The sequence below is a fragment of the Psychrobacter sp. ER1 genome, from assembly GCF_048631835.1.
Lineage (GTDB): Bacteria > Pseudomonadota > Gammaproteobacteria > Pseudomonadales > Moraxellaceae > Psychrobacter.
In genome coordinates this window covers 2,859,317-2,881,779 of record NZ_CP184640.1, presented here as the reverse complement: position 1 = coordinate 2,881,779, position 22,463 = coordinate 2,859,317, and the positions used below count along the sequence as shown (strand labels likewise).

Genomic DNA, 22,463 nt, shown 5'->3' with positions numbered 1-22,463 from the left:
GTCTTTCTTATTATTAAAAACTAGTCTGCTTGCAACTCTAGTAGACGGTGATAAAGCGCATTTTTTTCACACCAGTGATATCAGAGGCCAGTGCGGCCGCTTTCTTGACTGACAAATCCTCTAGCAAACGCTGTAGCAATTTATCATGCGTACTGATGTCGTCAGTATCTTTTGCCACACCGACGCCAGCGACGACCACGACTATCTCGCCGCGCTGCTGGTTATCATCTGCTTTAACAAACTCAACCAACTCCCCAAGGGTGCTCTTGTGTACCGTTTCAAAGGTTTTAGTTAATTCACGGCAAAAAGTCACTGCGCGGTCTGCACCAAATATCGTTGCCATGTCTTCTAGACTAGCTACGATACGATGCGGCGCTTCATAAAAGATTAAAGTTTCAGTACGTGCGATTAGATCGCTCAGCTGTTTTTGACGACCATGGGTTTTGGCGGGCAAAAACCCAATAAAACTAAATCGATCAGAAGGCAATCCTGCTACTGACAATGCACCAATTGCAGCAGAAGCCCCAACGATAGGTGATACGGTCACGCCAGCTTCATGCGCGGCTTGCACCAGTTGATAACCTGGATCGCTGACTAGAGGTGTACCTGCATCACTAATCAAGGCAACCGAATGACCTTGCTTAATCATTTCGATAATTTTGGGCGTTTGAATGGCGCTATTATGTTCGTGGTAGGCCCATAGCTTATTGTGACCTTTTTGCTTGGCGGTTGTGTCATCATTTTCGATACTACTTTTGACAGGACGAATCTCTGAGTCTTTTGTCTCGTCACCTTTGCTGCCTTTGGTATCGATGCCAAAATGCGACAGTAGTTTACCTGAGGTGCGGGTGTCTTCGCAGGCAATAATGGCAACCTGCTTTAAGACATCAATTGCATGCGTTGTCATGTCGGACATATTGCCAATCGGCGTGGCAACGATATAGAGACAAGCTGGCATCGCAGTAGGGGTAGACATGAAAACCTCGAGTCGTTAAAAAGACATTAAAAAATAATAGTGCGCTAGTATGTACAGTCGTTATCTATGGTTTTTCAGTCAAATAATGAGTGAAGAAATCGATAGATTGTGAGAGTAGAACGCGCAGAAGTGGCTAGTTTAGCATGTTGTGCTATGATAATTCTCAAATGTTAATCAGACCAATTCACCTTATGCCGAACCATAAGCCTTTAATCTTAACCTCACCAAAACAGCGCCAAGGTAGTCGGTTTGAGCAGCAGGCGTGTGAGTATTTACAAATGCAAGGGTTGAGGCTAGTCGTGCAAAATTGGCAAAAGCCAAAAGTAGGTGAGTTGGATCTGGTCATGATTGAGACAGGTTTAGCATGGTCAACACTAGTATTTATTGAAGTTCGCCAGCGCAAGTCCTCGAATTATGGCGATGCAGCACTCAGTGTGACAGCCAGCAAACAGCGCAAAGTTATTAAGACAGCGCAGTCCTTTTTGCAGCAGTATCCTGAGTATGCTCATTATGACTGCCGGTTTGATGTTATTGCTTACAATACGATGAGTAAGTTAAATTCAAGAAATGAGGAGTTAGACCATCAACCAGAATGGATTCAAAATGCTTTTATAGCCAGTGCATGGTAATAGAGTAAATAAGATAGATGCTGCCAAGTGAAGCATTTAACCACATCTGACAAGTAAGGTTCGTTACTAAAAAGCTAACCGCTGATGACCAAAATTAAGTAAAGTAGCGGTTATAGTCAACTTTTTATAAATCAGATACAGTATTAGCTTACAGCTAAGTTTAGCTCATCACTACTAGGCCGTGTTTTCTCCAAAATAAAAACACGGCCTAGATTAAGATTTGCTCAATTTATAAAATTGTCACAACCATGTTCTAAGAGGTAAATAATGACACGGATGCATTTGCGCACTGCTATTTTTGGTTCATCACGCCGTATTACGACTGGCATTATGATTGCTGCCTGTGTTGTCAGTACAGGTTGTGCCACCAATTATCTGACCAACAGTACAGAAGGGACTTATGGTGTACCAATGACTGAGCGCACGATTCCGCAGCGTCTGCTCGATCGTAGTATTGAACATACTGCCAAAATCAATGTGTACGGGCTAAAAGAAGACTTGCAGCAAACCAGTCGTATGGGTATCGATAGCTTCAATAGCGAAGTGCTGCTCACAGGTGAAATACCAACTGAAACGCTCAAAGCAGAAGTAGAAAAAGTCGTTAGCTCTATGCCAGATGTACGCCGTGTCTACAATGAGATGGAAGTGAGTGCATCAAAAGGGTATAGCTCAACGGTTCATGATGGTTATATCACTTCAAAGCTACTGGCGAAAATAGCCGCCAGCGATGGTGTGAGTGCGTCACAAATTAAAGCCGTTACCAATAATGGTGTGGTCTATATTATGGGTCGTATGACACCTACTCAGCAGAGTCACTTGATTGATATCGCCAATGGTACTGTTGGAGTCACTGAGTTGGTATTGCTGACAACTGTCGTTGACGATAGAGGTGTCAAAATAAATAATGATGACATCATGTATGAGAATAATTTGGCCAATCCTGCAGTAGCGCCAGCTGCCCAAGATACTACTATCAGCACGGCAACGCCTATTGTCATAACAGAAGAAGAGGCCAATACTACGCAGCCGTCATCAAGCCCTTATATTGACCTTTATCAGAATCAATAAAAAACCTTAGTTCGCCATGCAATAAAGGACGTTAATCACAATAAGCCTAAATAGTGATAACAGTAAAGGCACGAGAAATCCTCAGCCAGTGGTTACTATATCAATAGTAAAACGTAGCAGAGTCAGCGCATTAGCCAACGATACTAATATCAAACACCTCATTGGCTAGTGGATGAACCATTATCGCTGTTAGCCTGTTACTACTGATTGATAAATAAATGTAATAGGATACTGGTCATGAAGGATTCACAGGCAAATATACAACCAAATGAAGAAACAAGCGTCATTGGTAATGTAAGACTACATGACAAGCCTGCTCATAAGAAAACACGAACGTTGAGATTTGGTGGTGCGGCAATATTGGCATTGGGTAGTATCGCGCTAGCCACGCAAAACGCACAGGCATTATCGCCATTGGCTATCGTCAATGGGATTACTTCTAGTGGTGGCGTTGGGGTGAGTAAGGATATCTTATACGGTGATCAGCCTTCTCAAGACCTAGATATCTATTATCCAAAACCTTTAGCACAAGCAATGAAATCTCAGAGTGCTATTGATACTAGCTACCCTATGGTGGTATTTGTCCATGGTGGCTCATGGGAGAGTGGTAATAAAGAACAATATGCCTTTGTCGGTCAGAGCTTAGCCAAAGCAGGTTATGTCACTGCAGTGATTAATTACCGTAAAGCGCCTGAGCACGTCTATCCTGATTATGTCGAAGATGCGGCTCAAGCGATTGCTTGGAGTATTGAAAATGCGACCAGTCTCCATGCAGATCCGTCACGCCTAGCAGTGATGGGGCATTCTGCTGGCGCGTTTAATGCCGTTGCAGCCGTTGCCAACGAAGACTTTTTGGCGCCTTATGGTATTAAGCCAACAGATATTGCAGCCGTTATCGGAATTGCGGGTCCTTATAGCTATGATTTCCGCAAGTTCAGTAGTGCAACGGCGTTTGGCCCCAATGCCACACCTGATGAGGTGATGCCAGATCGCCAGATTAAAGGCGCGCAGCCACCGTATTTATTATTAACCGCAGAAAAAGACAAAATTGTACATGTGACTAATACAATCAAAATGACAGAAGCGTTTAAAAAAGCAGGCGTAACCGTTGAAACGGGCGAAATCGAAGGAGCCAGTCATGCAACCAGTATTGGCGCGATGGCACCGCCGCTACGCTGGGTCAATGATGTGCGTGCGCAAGTATTGACCTACTTAGATAAAACGCTCAAATAGCTTATCACTATGCATATCGACGACTTTTGACCGTTTAATTGATAGCACTGTCTTAATGCTTAAACACACTTGAGTAAGACAGTACTGTAAGATATGCAAACTCTTGTTATAATGTCATCACTTTAAATCTATACCCTATTCTAAACTTTAAGGCAGACCATTCTATGAGCATGAACGCTGACGATTTGATCGCATTTTTACAGACTCACTTCCCAGACGCTTTTATTCAAGCTGCCAACCAAGGTAATAAGTTTGACGTACGCGTGGTCGATGCCAGCTTTGAAGGCAAACGCGCGGTTCAGCGTCAGCAAGCAGTATATGCGTTAGTTAATGACAAGATTGCGAGTGGCGATATTCACGCACTCAATATCCAAGCGCTGACGCCTGTTGAGTGGGACGTTCAATCAAAAGGCTAATCAAATAGCTGTCTATATGACTAGATATTACTGAATCGGCCATATGCATGGTTGAGAGTTGTAGTTCTGGTTTTCATAATTTTCTATACTCATCGCTAGGTTGTCACCTTTATGGATCAATTTTTAATCACTGGTAGTAGTCGTATCGCAGGGGAAGTCACCATCTCAGGCGCCAAAAATGCCGCTTTGCCGTTACTCGCAGCTATGATATTGGCTGAGACTCCAACGACACTGCATAACGTGCCGTCACTACAAGACGTGCGAACGTTGATTGAATTGATCGGTGGCATGGGTATCAAAATCCAAAAGCAAGATGATACGGTCACTTGTGATACCAAGAGTATCGATAACTTTTACGCTCCGTATGATTTGGTAAAAACCATGCGCGCGTCAATCTTGGTACTAGGGCCGTTATTGGCACGTTTCGGCGAAGCCGAAGTCTCATTGCCGGGCGGTTGTGCGATTGGTTCACGTCCTGTTGATCAGCATCTAAAGGCTTTTGAAGCGATGGGTGCCGAAATCAGTGTAGAGAATGGCTATGTAAAAGCCCAAGCGCCAAAAGGTGGCAAGCTATTAGGCTGTAATTTCTCATTTGATATGATTACCGTTGGCGGTACTGAAAACGTCATCATGGCAGCAGCATTGGCTAAAGGCACAACCGTCTTAGGCAATTGTGCGTTAGAGCCAGAAGTGGTTGATTTGGCCAATATGTTGGTTGCAATGGGTGCCAAAATAAGCGGTATCGGTACATCAACGATGACCATAGAAGGGGTAGAGCGTCTACACGGCTGTGAATACTCAGTTGTCCCTGACCGTATCGAAACAGGCTCATACCTTGCTGGTGCCTTGATGACACGTGGCGATGTATTGACCAAAAAAACATCTGCTCTATTATTGACGCCAGTGCTAGAGAAGTTCGAAGACATGGGTGCAACTATCACGAGCGGTGATGACTGGATTCGCGCACAAATGAAAGGCCGTCCAAAGGCGGTTGATATTCGTACACAGCCACATCCTGGTTTTCCAACGGATATGCAAGCTCAGCTCATGGCGATTGCTTGCTTAGCTGACGGTACAAGTACTTTTATTGAAAATATTTTCGAAAACCGTTATATGCATGTACCAGAGCTCAATCGTTTAGGCGCGTCTATTCAGGTTGATGGTCACACTGCCGTAGTACGAGGTGTCGAAAACTTTACTGCAGCACCAGTCATGGCGACGGATTTACGTGCGTCTATGTCATTGGTAATGGCAGCGGCGACTGCTGAAGGCGAGAGCCTGATTGACCGTATTTACCACATTGACCGTGGTTATGAGCATGTTGAAGACAAGCTGCGTAGCTTAGGCGTGAACATCGAGCGTATTAATACCAACGCTTAATATTGATTGACTCAATATCGACTGTTACCCATATTACGTTATAAATTAAAAACTCCCCTTTAATAGGGGACTGCACATGGACACGATGTCATTATGACTGAGACAAGCAAATCTTTACCAGCCAGCGGTTTATTAAACGAAGTAAACGATGAGTTTTCAGGTCTAACCTTGGCTTTATCAAAAGGCCGCATTTTAGAAGAGACCATGCCACTGTTACGTGCAGCTGGCGTTGATCTTTTAGAAGATCCTGAAGCGTCACGTAAACTTATTTTTCCAACCTCAAATCCAAATGTACGTGTATTGATTTTGCGTGCCAGTGACGTGCCGACTTATGTCGAACATGGCGCTGCTGACTTTGGGGTGGCGGGTAAAGATGTGCTGCTTGAGCATGGTGCCAATCATGTTTATGAATTACTCGATTTGCAGATTGCTCAGTGCAAATTGATGACTGCGGGTGTGAAAGATGCACCGCTGCCAAATCGTCGCCTGCGTATCGCGACCAAATATGTCAATGTCGCTCGTGCTTATTTTGCAAGCCAAGGTCAACAGGTTGATGTCATCAAACTTTACGGTTCGATGGAGCTTGCGCCGTTGGTTGGCTTGGGAGATTTAATTGTCGATGTGGTCGACACAGGCAATACATTGCGTGCCAATGGACTTGAAGCCCGCGATCATATTTGTGATGTTTCCTCACGTCTGATTGTCAATCAAGTGAGTTATAAGCGCAAATTTTCATTACTAGAACCAATCTTAGATAGCTTTAAAAATAGTATCGCCAACGGCTAATTACCCAGTGCAAGTCATTGGTAATATAAAGCATGGTTATACAAATTTTTAAACCAGTTTAGCAGGCTATGAGTGACGTAGCGTGCTAAACTGGTTTTGTTGTCTTAGCTTGCGAAAATATAAAATCATCATAAAATGCAGACAAGAAGACATCGAATAAGTCGCAATATTTTTAACATGCAAATCTACCTTACTCAGTTCCAAACCGTTTATTTTTAGCACTACTTTACGCTCAGATATAGGATTAGGTCATGCGCCAGTTAAGTACCCAAAATGCCGATTTTGATAGTCAATTGACACAGTTGCTTGCCTTTGAAACAGTCAATGATGCTGAATTATTACATACCGTCGATGATATCATCGCCCAAGTACGTGCTGATGGTGATAGCGTCGTATTGGCATTGACTCAGCAGTTTGACCAACATCCAGCAACGTCGATGCAAGAGTTAGAGCTGTCTAAAGAAGCGCTTGCTGAAGCATTTGCCAATCTTGATGAAAAAGTAAAAACAGCGTTGACCACAGCCGCAACTCGGGTACAGACATTCCATGAGCGCCAAGTACAAGAAACATGGCAGTATGAGGATGAGCTAGGCAACCGACTGGGTCAAAAAGTCACACCACTTGATCGCGTTGGGATTTATGTACCGGGCGGTCTGGCCTCTTATCCCTCGTCAGTATTGATGAACGCCATTCCTGCTAAGGTAGCTGGCGTCACTGAAGTCATCATGGTCGTACCAGCGCCAAAAGGGGTGCTCAATCCTTTGGTATTGGCAGCAGCACATTTGGCCCAAGTCGATCGCGTCTTTACTATTGGTGGCGCTCAAGCAGTAGCAGCTTTAGCTTACGGCACTGAAACGATTCCAGCCGTGGACAAAATCACAGGACCAGGCAACAAATATGTCGCTGCAGCCAAACGCGCAGTATTTGGTCAAGTTGGTATCGATATGATTGCTGGACCTTCAGAAGTATTGGTATATGCAGAAGGCGAAGCACAAGATAGAGCGGACTGGCTAGCAATGGATCTATTGTCTCAAGCTGAGCATGACCGTATTGCACAAGCTATCTTTGTGACGACTAGCGAAGAGCAGCTCAACGAAGTCGCACTTGAGATAGAAAAAGCGCTAGCTGAGCTGCCAAAAGCAGATATCGCACGCGATTCGCTACAAAATCGTGGTGCACTTATATTAGTGAAAGATCGTAGCGAGGGTATGGCACTGATTAATCGTATTGCCCCTGAGCATTTGGAGTTATCCGTTGATAACCCTGATGCATTGTTAGATGATATTCGTCATGCGGGTGCTATCTTTATGGGTCGTCACACGCCTGAGGCGATTGGGGATTACTGTGCAGGACCGAACCATGTGCTACCAACATCCGGTACCGCGCGCTTTTCTTCACCGTTAGGTGTTTATGACTTTCAGAAGAAATCCTCAATTATTTATTGCAGTGAATCTGGCAGCAAGCCATTGGCTGAGACGGCAGATATTTTAGCGCAGCGTGAGGACCTAGAGGCCCATGCGCGCTCAGCCCGTTATCGTTATCAGTAAGATATTTTGAGCGTCTTCGTTTTTACTTTTGATAGATATTTTTAATAGTCTGTATGGCTAATTAGTAGGATAATTTATGAGTGAGTCAAAGATAGATACCAGACTTTGGTCATCTAAAGCACGCAACTTGTCACCTTATGTGCCGGGTGAGCAGCCACAGCACGACAATTTATGCAAACTGAACACCAATGAAAACCCGTTTCCGCCCTCACCAAAAGTAGGGGAGGCAATCGCTAAGATACTCACTCAGCAAGCGCAAGAGCTGCGTTTATATCCGGCACCTGAATCCAACGACCTACGTGCTGCACTGGCACAAGCATATGACCTTGATGTCAGCGAAGTGTTTGTTGGTAATGGCTCAGATGAAGTCTTGGCGCTTATATTTGCCAGTTTTTTCCTAAAAGAGCGTCCGCTTTTATCACCTGATATTGGCTACAGCTTTTATCCTGTCTATGCGCAGACTTTTGGTGTGCACCTCGTCAAAATCCCATTAGAAGACGATTTTAGTATCGATCCTGATGCTTATCGTCAGCCTTGTAGCGGTATCATCATTGCCAATCCGAATGCGCCAACAGGTTTGCTCTTATCACTTGCTGATATCCGTAAGCTAGCAAGCGAGCATTCTAATGCAGTCATTGTAATTGACGAGGCATATATTGATTTTGCTCAGATAGAATCAGGTAACCCAGAGGCTCAGGTTTCAGCGGTCAGCTTAATCAATGAGTGTGATAACGTTATCGTGACCCAAACCTTTTCAAAGTCACGCTCGCTTGCTGGATTGCGTGTTGGTATGGCCTTTGGTAATGCATCATTGATTGAAGCACTAACACGGATGAAAAATAGCTTTAACAGCTATCCATTGGATAAGTTGGCTCAAGCTGGGGCGACTGCGAGTGTATTAGACACTGAATACTTTGAGCAAACCCGTCAGCAAGTCATTGATTTACGTATGTCGCTAACAGCAGAGTTGACTACATTGGGCTATAAGGTCCTACCGTCACATGCCAACTTCGTATTCGCTCGTCCAAAAGATGGCAATGCAAGTGCTGTAGCGAGTGTGTTACGCGAGCAAGGCATTATCGTTCGCCACTTTGATAAGCCGCGTATTGCAGAGTACTTGCGTATTACTATCGGTACGGCAGAGCAGAATAACCGTTTGATTGATGCGCTAAAAGCCTTGCAAGTCGATGCTAGCGTTGCTGCTGAATAATATTAGATTGATAGCTTAATATAGGATATTGGTAGGTAAATCTCTTTACTCATCACGTAAAACACTATCGCTAAGTCTTAAAAAAGCCTGTTAACGTAACGTTGGCAGGCTTTTTTCGCTTTAAATTAATTAGAGCATTTTAATTTACTATCTTAGGTTTTTTGAGCCAGTACTGATAACAAGTTACCTACTTTATCTAAGCATTCTTGGTATTCAGCATCATAATCAGACGCGACCGTAATACCGCCACCTGCCCACAGGTTGATGTGCCTTTCTTCATCAAGGCTATTATCTGACGAAGCATTGGCTTGCAATGTACGAATGAGCACGTTCCATTGACCACTACCATCAAAATTCATATAACCCATAGTGCCACAATAGGCACCGCGTGGCGTAGATTCCAGTTCAGCGATGATTTCGACAGCGCGTTTTTTTGGTGTGCCAGTGATAGAGCCTGCAGGCAGACTACCAAACAATACAGCCAACGGATGCGTATCAGCTTTTAGCTCAGCGGTAATAGTACTCACCATGTGATGGACGTTACTAAAGCTCTCAATCGCAAATAACTGTGGTACTTTTACACTACCAATTTTGGCGTATTTACCCAAATCATTACGCAGTAAATCTACAATCATGACATTTTCGGCACGGTCTTTTTCGCTATTGACCAGTTGCTGCTTATAGCGCTCATCTTGCTCGTTAGTCGTACCTCGCGGCATGGTTCCCTTGATAGGCTTGGTGCGAATAGAGTGTTTGCCAGTGTCGTTTTCTCTAGTGAATGTAAAAAATAACTCAGGTGAGCAGCTTAACAATTCAAAATGATTGCTGTCTGCGTTAAAGCTGCTGCTTCTATTTAGGTAATCACCATCATTGCTATCAACGCTCACATATCCTGCAAAAGGTGCTTTTGTATTGCGATATAGCGCAGGCAAATAGTCAATAAGCGAAAAGACTGATTGAACATCGTTATTTTCACACGCTAGACTGCCAGACCATTTCTGTGTCAGGTTTATCTGATAGCAGTCGCCTTGCTGTAGATAGTCTTGTGTGCGATTAAATGCTTGTTGATAATCAAGCTTACTCCATCGCGGGCTTAAAACTAGGGGAGTGATGTTTGATGCATCTTTAAACTGTGGTTGATTGAGATAGTTATCAGACAGTTTTCGATCCAGTTCGTCTAGGTAAGAGGTAAGAGTATTTATAAGAATATCGTTTTTTTATGACCAATATTCTCAGAAGAGTCATCGTTAGTCAGATGAGTCTTTAACGCCCAACCTGTATCAGCATGTGCTGTAGGCGTTAGATAAATATCATAATGTCCCAACGAGGCACACGGCTGCATTGCCAATTCAATCCTATCGGCAGGGCTTAGTTCGAGAGCTGCAATATCATAACCAATAAAACCGATTAGCCCATGATGATAACTGGGTTTCGAGCTTTCTTCGCTATTGATATATGACGTGTCGTGATTGGCTTTTTGAGTATTGCTATAAGCGATTAGTTCCTCTTGCCATTCTAGATAGCTCATATAGGCTATCGTGCTAGCATAACTATTGTTATCGCTATTTACATCAGTATCGCGACGCACGCCAGTACTGCGACAACTCTTTATCACCTTATAAGTATTAGGTAAATTACTAGAAACTTGTTCATCATTGGGGTATACAGACCAGCTGACTTTTGGGATTAAGCCGATTACTGGTCGACCATCGTTATTAAGCCAAACAAGTTGCCAGTTTGCTTTAATATCTTGAGCGAGTAAATGACGCTGTAGCTCAGGCATCAGCTCTGCAGCAGACAAATCACCAAAACGCCAGCTAGGTTTGCTAGCTGGCGATGGCACAGAATCTGTCTGCTCAGTTGTATTGTGATTTGATACAAGCATGGGTTAAGCGTCAAACTTTTTGATAATTAGCGTAGCGTTGGTACCACCAAAGCCAAAGCTATTACTCATCAAGGTTTCAAGATTAGCTTCACGCATTTCGGTGACAATATCGAAACCTTCAGCAGCAGGGTCCAAGTTATCAACATTGATACTTGGAGCGATAAAGCCGTCCTGTAGCATCAGTAGACAATAAATCAGCTCTTGTGCACCAACAGCACCCAAGCTATGACCTGTCATTGATTTGGTTGAGCTGATAGCAGGTACTTTACTGATGTCATTATCAAATACTTTAGCAATCGCTTTAAGCTCAGTGATATCGCCTAACGGTGTACTAGTACCATGGCTGTTAATGTAATCGACACTTTCTAGACCCGCTTCGGCCAAGGCTTGTTGCATACAGCGAACTGCACCTTCACCGCTTGGCGCAACCATTTCTGCACCATCAGAGCTGGCACCATAGCCAACGATTTCAGCCAAAATATTAGCGCCGCGTGCTTGAGCATGCTCCAGACTCTCTACAACCACCATCGCGCCACCAGCAGCAATCACAAAACCGTCACGGTCTTTGTCATAGGCTCTTGAGGCAAGTTTTGGTGTGTCGTTATACTGAGTACTAACTGCGCCCATAGCATCAAACATACAAGACTGCGTCCAATGCTCAGCTTCACTACCACCAGCCAATATCACATCGGCTTTACCCAATTGGATAAGCTCAGCAGCATGACCGATACAGTGTGTCGAAGTCGCACAAGCAGAGGCGAGCGAGTAGGAGACGCCTTGGATTTTGAGGCCGGTTGCTAAAGCAGCTGATACTGAGCTGCCCATTGTCTTTGGTACTGCCATTGCGCCGACACCGCGTAGACCTTTTTCGCGCATAGCATCGATAGCATTGACGATATTTTCTGTTGATGCGCCGCCCGAACTTGCCACTACACCCACTCGTGGGTTGTTATTGATAGTATCAAGTGACAGGCCAGAGTGCTCAATCGCATTTAGCGCACTAACATAAGCATAAAGACTGGCGTCACTAAAGAACCGTTTCAGCTTACGATCGATACCACTGGTATCCAGTTCTGATTGATTGATACTACCGCTCACGTGTGATTTAAACTCGTGCTCAGCATAAGAATCGTTAAATGTGATGCCAGACTGACCTTCTTTGAGGGCAGTGGTGACAGTATCTAAATCATGTCCAATACAAGAGACAATCCCTGCTCCAGTAATAACGACGCGGCGCATATGCTATTCCTTATAAGTAACGACTTGCTAGCAGTTGGTTGCAATAATCGTGGTAAATCTATATATGATGTTTAACTATGAGTTAATTCGAGCATTATAATGAAAAAATAGTCTATGTAGATAACGATAGCATGAATTTAGGTAACGAAATTCTGTTAACGGTCTATCAGAGGCAATATAAGTTCAGTGTACAATTATGCTCTCAGTTATGGCACATGATAACGTATCAAGCACTGGAAATCTTTGGACAAGTGTAAAATAACGACAAAATAACACTTATGACTGAGTTTTGAGTAAAGAGATGAGAAGTAAGACTAGCTACTGGCTATGCACGGAATTATACTTTAGATACAAAATTTGTGATTCTAATAACATTGTTCGCACTGACACCAGTTACGATAACTGGCTAAAATAATAGATTCATTATTATTAATAATAAATTACCGTATTAAAATACAATTATATTAAAAAACCAACTCATCATATTAAGGACATCACGATGGCAAAGCGTAGTACTCTTTCTAAAAGCATCAATACCATTGGCTCTTTCACTCGAAATAATTTAGAGCGCGTAGGGGCTATGATTGATAGCGTAAACGCCAAAACAGGCAAACCGCGTCAATACAAAGCCGTCGACCTAGGCGATGAAGACTACCAACAAGACTTGTTTCGTGAGCAAACGTTGAAGGCGACGCAGCAACTATTAGGACCACGCTTCGCTACTTATGGTAAATATGCCAAGAAAGTTGTGCCGAATAGTTTTTTCAATCAACAGTTGATGGCGCATTTGCCCAAGTGGCCAACCTCGCTGCGAACTGGAGTCAACTCGACTTACCTAATGAACATCGCTTTGCCAATATTGCTACCTTAGATGACGAAGAGCGTTATGCGCTAGCTACTGATATTGCTAACCAAAATCGCGCGCTTGCAATGATGGGTGGTTTGACGGGTTTGGTAGGTCTACCAGGTTTGCTCGCTGATACATTATGGCTATTACTGGTTTCATTACGTACGGTTTATCAGATTGCTACTGTATATAATAAGCCGCTGACAGGTAAGCAAGGCGTCAAGATGGCGTACGAACTACTATCAAACGCTGATTTGAGCAAGATGCAAGAAAAACAAGCGCTACTAGCTGGTCTAGGTATTGGTAAAGGTTTGCTCGATAATGCTCAGAGCAATGGACTGCATAGTGAACTTAAAAATCTCGGTCTGAAAAATAAAAATGTAAATTTCTATGCTGAGCAAATAGACAAAGTCGCCAGTCAAGTAGGTATTGATTTAGATCAGATTAATTTATCATGGGTTCGTCGTTTTATTCCTGTCACTGCAGTAGCGATCGGTATGCACTACAACAGCCAATTGATTGACGAAGTTATTGGCGTTGCTCAGGCGACCTTTGCACCAGAGGCAAAACTAGCCAATCGTGCCATTACCGATGACAGCAGCAGTGAGGCTAAAGTAGAAAAGACTAGTACTGATGAGGCGAAAAAAGACACAGAGCCCAAAGAAAAAGCAGTAACTCAGAAAAAGTTACTGATAAAGAAGAAGCTAGTAAAGAAGAAACTAGCAGTAAAAAAGACGCAGACAAGTAAACGTCTGATAAAAAAGCCAAGTAATAAACATATTATTTGCTAGTTGGGTTATATATTTATAAGTACGATGATATTTATCTTGGTTTGATTGAGCAACACGACTTGAAAATTAGGATAAATACCACCACTTAGTTACTATCAAGTACCATTTCAATGTTAAACATCTTTTCTTAATGATGCTTGAGCTCACTTTGTTTGCTTTATTTATTACGCTATTTTTCGGCGAAAAATCTATAAAGTGATACAATGAGAGGCTGAATGCATATCTATCAAATGTTGTAAAGCGAAACCATTCATAAGTGGTTGAAATAGCAGCAACAACTCTTTATAATACACTGTCCTAAAAATGGGTGCCCCGAAATCTGCAATTATTGTCAGATAGATGGTGCATTGGCCCATTTTTTTGTTTTATACCAAACGGGAGAAGGATGCCTTATGGCAACAACTAACCAATTGATTCGTAAAGGTCGCAAAACCATCAAGGAAAAGTCAAAAGTTCCTGCGTTGGAAGCGTGCCCACAGCGTCGCGGTGTATGTACTCGTGTATATACTACCACGCCAAAAAACCTAACTCTGCCATGCGTAAAGTATGTCGTGTACGTTTGACTTCAGGCTATGAAGTATCAAGCTACATCGGTGGCGAAGGTCATAACCTACAAGAGCACAGTGTTGTTCTAATCCGTGGTGGTCGTGTAAAAGATCTACCAGGTGTACGTTATCACACTGTTCGCGGTGCATTAGATTGCGCAGGCGTTAAAGACCGTAAGCAAGGTCGCTCTAAGTACGGTGCTAAGAAGCCTAAAGTTTAATAACTAAACGTTATTAGATAAGCTTTTTGCACTACCCAATAACTGTGCATGGGTTTGGTGTCAGTAGTAATATCACTTTTATATAAATATATATCTGTGATGTGCTCTTAAAACATACCACCATGCAGTAAGGCTAACTGATAACTCACTGCTATATCCTAATGATAAGTAGTCGATGTTGTGAATGTTAGACACTCCTGAAGATAAGGAAATTTATTATGCCAAGACGTCGCGTCGTTGCTGCCCGTGAGATCCTACCGGATCCTAAGTTTGGTAGCCAAACTGTTGCAAAATTCATCAACCATGTAATGAGTGATGGTAAAAAATCTACTGCTGAGCGTATCGTTTACGGTGCACTTGAGACAGTAAGTGAGAAGCGTAAAGTTGAAGATCCAGTATCTTTCTTCGAAGAAGTGCTAGAAAATGTACGCCCAATGGTAGAAGTAAAAGCTCGCCGCGTCGGTGGTGCAACCTATCAAGTACCAATGGAAGTACGCCCCTCCCGTCGTACTGCATTGGCTATGCGTTGGTTAGCTGAAGCTGCTGCTAAGCGTTCTGAAAAATCAATGGCTTTGCGTTTAGCTGGCGAATTGAATGATGCTGCTGATGGCAAAGGCGCTGCTATGAAAAAGCGTGACGAAGTTCACCGCATGGCAGATGCTAACAAAGCATTCTCTCATTACCGTTTCTAAGCTACTTTTTAATAGTAGCTTGAGATTAGAGGCTCATGCCATTTAATCTTACATTGCTGTTTATTCTATTGATTGCCGCCATCATTATTCGGTCATATATAAATGTTATTTATTGATGACTGAGGTGGCGGACATCTATCCAGATGTCTCTCTTAACAAATACAGTTTTTGCTGGAGAGCATCCCAAATTTGATGCCGCACTATTCTTAGTATTTGCTCTTTTTTGTCCGTATTAGGCTCAATAATCAGTAAGTAATATTACGAAGCTGAACGCTTTGTCATAGAGTATGAGGTAGAGACACAATACATTATTATATACACGACTTTTCCTAGGAAAACACTATGGCTCGTAAAACTCCCCTAAAACGCTATCGCAATATTGGTATCTCAGCGCACATCGATGCTGGTAAGACAACCACTACAGAGCGTGTTTTATTCTATACCGGTGTTAGCCACAAAATTGGCGAAGTACATGATGGCGCAGCCACTATGGACTGGATGGAGCAAGAACAAGAGCGTGGTATTACTATTACCTCAGCGGCAACAACTTGTTTTTGGTCAGGTATGGCTAAACAGTTTGACGAACACCGTATCAACATCATCGATACCCCAGGTCACGTTGACTTCACGATCGAAGTTGAACGTTCTATGCGTGTACTTGATGGCGCTTGCATGGTTTACTGTGCAGTAGGCGGCGTTCAGCCACAGTCTGAGACCGTATGGCGTCAGGCGAACAAATATAAAGTACCACGTCTTGCATTTGTAAACAAAATGGATCGTGTTGGTGCTGATTTCTATCGTGTTATCGAACAGATCAAAACTCGCTTAGGCGGTAACCCTGTACCATTGGTTATTCCAATCGGTAAAGAAGATGACTTCGAAGGCGTTGTTGATCTAGTGACCATGAAAGCTATCTATTGGGACGAAGCGTCTCAAGGTATGCAGTATGATGAGCGCGAAATCCCAACTGAACTACAAGAAAAAGCAGCAGAATACCGCGAGCATCTTGTAGAAAACGCTGCTGAAGCAAACGAAGAGTTGATGAACGAATACCTAGAAAACGGTGAATTGACTGTAGAACAAATTCACGGTGCTATTCGTCAGTTAACTATCGATAACGAAATCATCCCGCTTCTTTGTGGTACTGCCTTTAAGAACAAAGGTGTACAGAAGATGCTAGATGCCGTTATTCAGTATCTACCTGCACCAATCGACGTACCTGCTATTAAAGGTATTCTTGATGACAAAGACGAAAGCGAAGGCAGCCGTGAAGCATCAGATGAAGCACCTTTCTCAGCACTAGCGTTCAAAATCATGAATGACAAATTCGTTGGTAACTTAACCTTCGTACGTGTTTATTCTGGTGTAATGAAGCAGGGTAGCAGTGTTTATAACCCAGTTAAGATGAAGCGTGAGCGTGTTGGCCGTATCGTACAGATGATGGCAAACTCTCAAGAAGAGCTTGCAGAGATTCGTACTGGTGATATCGCAGCTCTAGTCGGCATGAAAGATGTGACTACTGGTGATACGCTATGTGATGAAGACAACGTGATCACTCTTGAGCGTATGGAATTCCCAGATCCAGTTATCTCTCTAGCGGTTGAACCAAAGACCAAAGCTGACCAAGAAAAAATGTCAATCGCTCTTGGCCGTTTGGCAAAAGAAGATCCATCGTTCCGTGTACACACTGACGAAGAATCTGGTCAGACGATCATCAGTGGTATGGGTGAGCTACATCTAGAGATTCTTGTTGACCGTATGAAGCGTGAATTCAACGTTGAAGCAAACATCGGCGCACCTCAGGTTGCTTATCGTGAGACGATTCGTAACACTGTTGAACAAGAAGGCAAATTCGTACGTCAAACAGGTGGTCGTGGTAAGTTTGGTCACGTTTGGTTACGTCTTGAGCCACTTGATCCAGCTGGCGACACTGAATATGAATTCGCTGAAGAAGTTGTTGGTGGTACTGTACCAAAAGAATTCCACGGTGCTGTTGATAAAGGTATCCAAGAGCGCATGAAAAACGGCGTACTTGCAGGCTACCCAGTAGTCGGCGTAAAAGCGACCTTGTATGATGGTTCTTATCATGACGTTGACTCTGATGAATTGTCATTTAAGATGGCTGGTTCTATGGCCTTCAGAAAAGGTTTCTTAGCAGCTGATCCAGCGCTACTTGAGCCAGTAATGAAAGTAGAGGTTGAAACACCTGAAGACTACATGGGCGATATCATGGGCGATCTTAACCGTCGTCGTGGTTTGGTACAGGGTATGGAAGATCTACCTGGCGGTACTAAACAGATTCGTGCTGAAGTACCATTAGCGGAAATGTTTGGTTATGCCACTCAAATGCGCTCTATGTCACAAGGCCGTGCAACTTACTCAATGGAATTCCAAAAGTACGCTGAAATTCCAAAATCAGTTGCTGCTGAAATCATCTCTAAGTTCAACTCTAAAGATGATGACGAGTAAATAAAGCTTACTGAAAGTGACAATATAGAGTACGTCTGTGTATTGTCACTAAAGAATACGCCAATAACTTGTTAAAAGACTTGTTATTGGCCGCGATTTTCTTATAATATCTGCACATTAGTATGTGCAACCTTTTAACAATTATCTTAATGTGGTCAAAATCGTCTTAATTATCATATTTATATGAGTTAAGTCTTGAACCCCAAAAAAGAGGAAATACCCATGGCAAAGGCCAAGTTTGAACGTAACAAGCCACACGTCAACGTCGGTACAATCGGACACGTTGACCATGGTAAAACAACCCTTACCGCTGCAATCGCAACCGTAGCTGCAATCACCTCTGGTGGCGAAGCCAAAGACTATGCGTCTATTGACTCAGCACCAGAAGAAAAAGCACGTGGTATCACCATCAACACCTCACACGTAGAATATGACACAGACAGCCGTCACTATGCTCACGTAGATTGCCCAGGTCACGCCGATTATGTTAAAAACATGATCACTGGTGCGGCCCAGATGGACGGCGCAATCCTAGTAGTATCTGCAACTGACGGCCCTATGCCACAGACTCGTGAGCACATCTTGCTTTCACGTCAGGTTGGCGTACCGTACATCATCGTATTCATGAACAAATGTGACATGGTAGATGACGAAGAATTGTTAGAGCTAGTAGAAATGGAAGTTCGTGAATTATTGAACGACTATGACTTCCCAGGCGATGACACGCCAATCGTTAAAGGTTCTGCTACTGAAGCCCTAAAAGGCTCACAAGAAAAATACGGCCAACCAGCTGTTGTAGAACTACTAAACGTACTAGACACCTACATCCCAGAGCCAGAGCGTGACATCGACAAAGCATTCCTAATGCCAATCGAAGACGTATTCTCAATCTCAGGTCGTGGTACCGTAGTAACAGGCCGTGTTGAATCTGGTATCGTTAAAGTTGGCGACGAGATCGAAATCGTTGGTATCCGTGACACTCAAAAAACCACATGTACTGGTGTAGAGATGTTCCGTAAACTGCTTGACGAAGGTCGTGCAGGCGAAAACTGTGGCGTACTACTACGTGGTACTAAGCGTGAAGACGTACAACGTGGCCAAGTACTAGCTAAGCCAGGTTCAATCACTCCTCACACCAAGTTTGACGCTGAAGTATATGTATTGTCAAAAGAAGAGGGTGGTCGTCACACACCATTCCTAAACGGCTATCGTCCACAGTTCTACTTCCGTACTACTGACGTAACTGGCGCAATCCAATTACAAGACGGTACTGAAATGGTAATGCCTGGTGATAACGTTGAGATGGGCGTAGAGCTTATCCACCCAATCGCTATGGACAAAGGTCTTCGCTTCGCTATTCGTGAAGGAGGCCGTACTGTAGGCGCTGGTGTTGTTGCTAACGTATTGAACTAAGACTTAAGTCTCAGTAATGAGCTTATGAATTAGTCATAAAAAAGGCCATCCTATCTAGGGTGGCCTTTTTTATTGGGATAGTGAAGCACGTTCAAAAATAGAATTAGACCTAGCGTGTATTAATGAATTGGCTATATGTGTGACAGATATAATTATTTGTTAGATAGCATATTGTAATCTACGGCATAGCTTGTTATATTATCGCTGCACTTAACGCTAGCAGTTATTTTAGATTGCGTCAGTGCAAAATCAGGTAAAATTAATAATTTTACCGTCAAGGGCTTGCATTCTATGCTAAATATTGTATAATGCTGTCCTTTACACCCATAGGCGATTGGCTCAATTGGTAGAGCATCGGTCTCCAAAACCGAGGGTTGTAGGTTCGAGTCCTACATCGCCTGCCATCTTCTTATCACATCTTTGTTGTACCCCACCATCTCCGAAGCGAGTTCTTTATGAGCAATGATCAAGATAACCTCGAGACTAAGTTATCTGATGCCAAGGCGGTTGCTGGTGGAATGCTGTCTAAAAATAAGCATGTTTCAGCTAGCGGTACTACTGCTGTTGAAGTGGCTAAGACTGGCTCAATAAAAGATTTGATTTTGTGGCTACTTGCCGCAGCTGTATTAATCGGTGCGACTCTAGTAAATCAATACTTACCAGGCTATTGGCAACCTGCCAACGATGTTTGGGTACGTATTGGTATTATTGTCGTACTTGTTGTATTTGCATTAGTCTGTTTGGCGCTAACGCATCAAGGCCGTGCTTTTAAAATATTGTTAAAAGACGCTGCCGTTGAGCTTCGCCGAGTGACATGGCCAGGTAAAGATGAAACCTTTCAATACACATGGCAAGTAATTGTCGTGATTGCGATTGCCGGTTTCTTTATTTGGTTATTGGATAACTTTTTTAATTGGTTCGTTGGTGTCTTTATCGGTTAATAGCACGTATTAGTGACTATTAGCGAGACATTTACTTTTAACGACTTATTTATAATGATCAGGAGCGTGATATGCGTTGGTATATTGTCCAAGCGTTTTCAGGATATGAAAAACAAGTACAACGTTCATTAACTGATCGTATTAACCGTAGTGACTTCGCTGAGTCATTCGGTGATGTATTGGTTCCTACTGAAGAAGTCGTCGAAATGAAAGACGGCAAAAAACGTAAGAGTGAGCGCAAGTTCTTTCCTGGATATGTATTGATCCAAATGGAGATGAACGATAATACTTGGCACATCGTAAAAGACTGTCCACGTATTATGGGCTTCATCGGTGGTACGCCTGAGATGCCTGCACCGATTACGCAAGTAGAAGCTGATCGCATTTTAAACCGTTTGAACCAGACTGAAACTGACCCACGTCCTAAGACTCTATTTGAGCCAGGCGAAGAGTTGTTGGTTATCGATGGTCCATTTACTGACTTTAAAGGGTTGGTAGAAAAAGTGGATTATGAGAAGTCTAAACTACATCTAACGGTAAACGTATTTAATCGACCTACGCAGGTTGAGCTTGAATTTAGTAAAGTTGAAAAACTAGACTAAATTAGCAAAAAATTCATCAACCGGGGAGCTGTTAGTCAATTAGGTATATACCACATTGATTTGGCGCTATCACCCATTTAGGAGAGTATCATGGCTAAGAAGATTGATGGTTACATCAAACTGCAAGTGCCTGCAGGCAAAGCAAATCCTTCACCACCTATTGGTCCAGCTTTGGGTCAAAAAGGCGTGAACATCATGGCGTTCTGTAAAGAATTTAACGCTGCGACCTCAGGCCAAGAGCCAGGTCTACCGATCCCAACTGAGATCACAGTATACAGCGACAAATCTTTTACCTTCATCATGAAGTCACCACCAGCTGCATACTTACTACGTAAGGCTGCTGGTATTGCTAAAGGTTCAGGTACACCTAACACTGCTAAAGTTGGTAAAGTTGACCGTGCACAACTAGAAGACATCGTTAAGACTAAGAATGCAGATTTAACTGCAGCTGATCTTGACGCTGCTGTCCGTACCATCGCTGGTACTGCACGTTCAATGGGTATTACCGTGGAGGGTGTATAATGTCTAAGCTAACCAAACGTCAAAAAGAAATTCAAAGCCGTATTGATAACGAAAAACAGTACACTATTGAAGAAGCGGTTCAAATCCTAAACGATTTGCCAGCGCTAAAATTCAAAGAGTCTATCGATATCGCAGTAAACTTGGGCGTTGACCCACGTAAATCTGATCAAGTAGTTCGTGGTGCAACCAACCTACCTGCGGGTACTGGTAAAACCAAACGCGTTGCTGTATTTGCTCAAGGCGCTGCTGCTGAAGCCGCTAAAGAAGCTGGTGCAGACATAGTTGGTTTTGAAGACCTAGCAGAGCAAATCAAAGCCGGTAACATGGACTTTGATGTTGTTATCGCAGCTCCAGATGCAATGCGTGTTGTTGGTCAGTTAGGTACTATCCTAGGCCCACGTGGTCTAATGCCTAACCCTAAAGTTGGTACGGTAACGCCAAACGTTGCTGAAGCTGTGACTAATGCGAAAGCTGGTCAGGCTCAGTACCGTGTTGATAAAGCTGGTATCATCCATGCAACTATCGGCCAAGTTGGTTTCACTGCTGATCAAATCGAGCAAAACGCGCAAGCGATTCTTTCTGATCTAAAGCGTGCTAAGCCTGCTACTTCTAAAGGTACTTTCATTAAGAAAATTACCTTGTCTAGCACGATGGGTCCAGGTCTAACGATCGACGCTGTTCCTTATCGTACTGCTAAATAATTAAAGTTTTTATCTTCAAATATTTTGAGTGATAAATACAAACAGTTTTTAAAGAATTAGGTCAGCGTAGTATTTGCTACGCTGTCTAAGACCGTAGGTAGAGAGTAGTTTAGAGTCATAGTTAGCGATCTTCGGATAGTTGTTTATGATGATAAGTCACTTTTGTTAATCGACGACAGATGAAAATCTTAGTTGTCCTACGCAGACGGTGGCCCACACAGTTTAAGACACGAGCGAATAGGGCGATAGGGTTATTTATAATCTTCAAACTATTACTCAACGTCATTCTGATAACGGTGCCGTAATCAGTCGTTACCAGTAGATACTTTTTTATTAATTGAGTCCACTGG

Annotated in this window: 19 protein-coding genes, 1 tRNA gene and 3 pseudogenes; 19 read left to right on the top strand and 4 right to left on the bottom strand. The window is 43.2% G+C overall.

Features of this window, described 5'->3' with window-relative positions:
- Positions 1–20 precede the first annotated feature (20 nt).
- A pseudogene (gene rsmI, locus ACOBWA_RS13395) lies at positions 21–976 on the bottom strand (16S rRNA (cytidine(1402)-2'-O)-methyltransferase).
- A 143-nt stretch (positions 977–1,119) separates the two neighbouring features.
- On the opposite strand from rsmI, the gene ACOBWA_RS13390 reads away from it, so the two are divergent.
- The 8 genes from ACOBWA_RS13390 (at position 1,120) to hisC (ending at position 9,245) form a co-directional block, all read left to right on the top strand.
- Positions 1,120–1,605, top strand: coding sequence for a YraN family protein (locus ACOBWA_RS13390; protein WP_420229640.1), 486 nt, complete (start codon positions 1,120–1,122; stop codon positions 1,603–1,605).
- 276 nt (positions 1,606–1,881) lie between these two features.
- Positions 1,882–2,673 (top strand): BON domain-containing protein, encoded by a 792-nt coding sequence (locus ACOBWA_RS13385; protein WP_420230780.1) that lies wholly within the window; start codon positions 1,882–1,884, stop codon positions 2,671–2,673.
- 237 nt (positions 2,674–2,910) lie between these two features.
- Positions 2,911–3,906 (top strand): alpha/beta hydrolase, encoded by a 996-nt coding sequence (locus ACOBWA_RS13380; RefSeq protein ID WP_420229639.1) that lies wholly within the window; start codon positions 2,911–2,913, stop codon positions 3,904–3,906.
- 164 nt (positions 3,907–4,070) lie between these two features.
- Positions 4,071–4,322: a BolA family protein gene (locus ACOBWA_RS13375; protein WP_420229638.1), complete on the top strand. Its 252-nt coding sequence runs from the start codon at positions 4,071–4,073 to the stop codon at positions 4,320–4,322.
- A 111-nt stretch (positions 4,323–4,433) separates the two neighbouring features.
- A complete protein-coding gene (murA, locus tag ACOBWA_RS13370) occupies positions 4,434–5,702 on the top strand; it encodes a UDP-N-acetylglucosamine 1-carboxyvinyltransferase (protein WP_114701832.1) in 1,269 nt (422 codons plus the stop codon).
- A gap of 93 nt (positions 5,703–5,795) precedes the next feature.
- A complete protein-coding gene (gene hisG, locus ACOBWA_RS13365; RefSeq protein WP_420229637.1) occupies positions 5,796–6,488 on the top strand; it encodes an ATP phosphoribosyltransferase in 693 nt (230 codons plus the stop codon).
- A 251-nt stretch (positions 6,489–6,739) separates the two neighbouring features.
- Entirely contained in the window at positions 6,740–8,035 is a 1,296-nt protein-coding gene (gene hisD, locus ACOBWA_RS13360) for a histidinol dehydrogenase (protein WP_420229636.1), read from the top strand.
- A gap of 76 nt (positions 8,036–8,111) precedes the next feature.
- Entirely contained in the window at positions 8,112–9,245 is a 1,134-nt protein-coding gene (hisC, locus tag ACOBWA_RS13355; protein ID WP_420229635.1) for a histidinol-phosphate transaminase, read from the top strand.
- A 152-nt stretch (positions 9,246–9,397) separates the two neighbouring features.
- Here the strand turns inward: hisC and ACOBWA_RS13350 are convergent.
- The 3 genes and pseudogenes from ACOBWA_RS13350 to ACOBWA_RS13340 form a co-directional block, all read right to left on the bottom strand.
- Positions 9,398–10,309: pseudogene (locus ACOBWA_RS13350) on the bottom strand (anthranilate synthase component I family protein); the annotation flags it as partial.
- Positions 10,310–10,443: 134 nt separating this feature from the next.
- A complete protein-coding gene (locus ACOBWA_RS13345) occupies positions 10,444–11,130 on the bottom strand; it encodes a hypothetical protein (RefSeq protein ID WP_420229634.1) in 687 nt (228 codons plus the stop codon).
- A gap of 3 nt (positions 11,131–11,133) precedes the next feature.
- Positions 11,134–12,369 (bottom strand): beta-ketoacyl-ACP synthase II, encoded by a 1,236-nt coding sequence (locus ACOBWA_RS13340; RefSeq protein ID WP_102093985.1) that lies wholly within the window; start codon positions 12,367–12,369, stop codon positions 11,134–11,136.
- 499 nt (positions 12,370–12,868) lie between these two features.
- Here ACOBWA_RS13340 and ACOBWA_RS13335 point away from each other — a divergent pair, with 499 nt between their 5' ends.
- The 11 genes and pseudogenes from ACOBWA_RS13335 to rplA all read left to right on the top strand — a co-directional run bounded on the left by ACOBWA_RS13335 (position 12,869) and on the right by rplA (position 22,113).
- A complete protein-coding gene (locus ACOBWA_RS13335) occupies positions 12,869–13,240 on the top strand; it encodes a hypothetical protein (protein WP_420229633.1) in 372 nt (123 codons plus the stop codon).
- Positions 13,165–14,007: an EcsC family protein gene (locus ACOBWA_RS13330; RefSeq protein ID WP_420229632.1), complete on the top strand. Its 843-nt coding sequence runs from the start codon at positions 13,165–13,167 to the stop codon at positions 14,005–14,007. Before ACOBWA_RS13335 ends, ACOBWA_RS13330 begins: the two co-directional genes overlap by 76 nt.
- Before the next feature lie 392 nt (positions 14,008–14,399).
- Positions 14,400–14,773: pseudogene (gene rpsL / locus ACOBWA_RS13325) on the top strand (30S ribosomal protein S12).
- A 218-nt stretch (positions 14,774–14,991) separates the two neighbouring features.
- Positions 14,992–15,465 carry a 30S ribosomal protein S7 gene (rpsG, locus tag ACOBWA_RS13320; protein WP_057761735.1) on the top strand — a complete coding sequence of 158 codons (474 nt, stop codon included), beginning with the start codon at positions 14,992–14,994 and terminating at the stop codon, positions 15,463–15,465.
- 342 nt (positions 15,466–15,807) lie between these two features.
- On the top strand, positions 15,808–17,934 hold the full coding sequence (fusA, locus tag ACOBWA_RS13315) for an elongation factor G (protein WP_101205359.1): 2,127 nt from the start codon (positions 15,808–15,810) through the stop codon (positions 17,932–17,934).
- Positions 17,935–18,156: 222 nt separating this feature from the next.
- A complete protein-coding gene (gene tuf, locus ACOBWA_RS13310; protein WP_114701991.1) occupies positions 18,157–19,347 on the top strand; it encodes an elongation factor Tu in 1,191 nt (396 codons plus the stop codon).
- 328 nt (positions 19,348–19,675) lie between these two features.
- Positions 19,676–19,751, top strand: a tRNA-Trp gene (locus ACOBWA_RS13305).
- A 51-nt stretch (positions 19,752–19,802) separates the two neighbouring features.
- Positions 19,803–20,288 (top strand): preprotein translocase subunit SecE, encoded by a 486-nt coding sequence (secE, locus tag ACOBWA_RS13300; RefSeq protein WP_420229631.1) that lies wholly within the window; start codon positions 19,803–19,805, stop codon positions 20,286–20,288.
- Between the two features lie 71 nt (positions 20,289–20,359).
- Complete coding sequence (gene nusG, locus ACOBWA_RS13295; protein ID WP_057761729.1) at positions 20,360–20,890, top strand: transcription termination/antitermination protein NusG; 531 nt, start codon at positions 20,360–20,362, stop codon at positions 20,888–20,890.
- 90 nt (positions 20,891–20,980) lie between these two features.
- On the top strand, positions 20,981–21,412 hold the full coding sequence (rplK, locus tag ACOBWA_RS13290) for a 50S ribosomal protein L11 (protein WP_057761727.1): 432 nt from the start codon (positions 20,981–20,983) through the stop codon (positions 21,410–21,412).
- The gene (gene rplA, locus ACOBWA_RS13285; protein WP_057761725.1) at positions 21,412–22,113 is read left to right on the top strand and encodes a 50S ribosomal protein L1; all 702 of its coding nucleotides are present in this window, start codon (positions 21,412–21,414) and stop codon (positions 22,111–22,113) included. The genes rplK and rplA overlap by 1 nt, the downstream gene beginning before the upstream one ends.
- Positions 22,114–22,463: the final 350 nt, after the last annotated feature.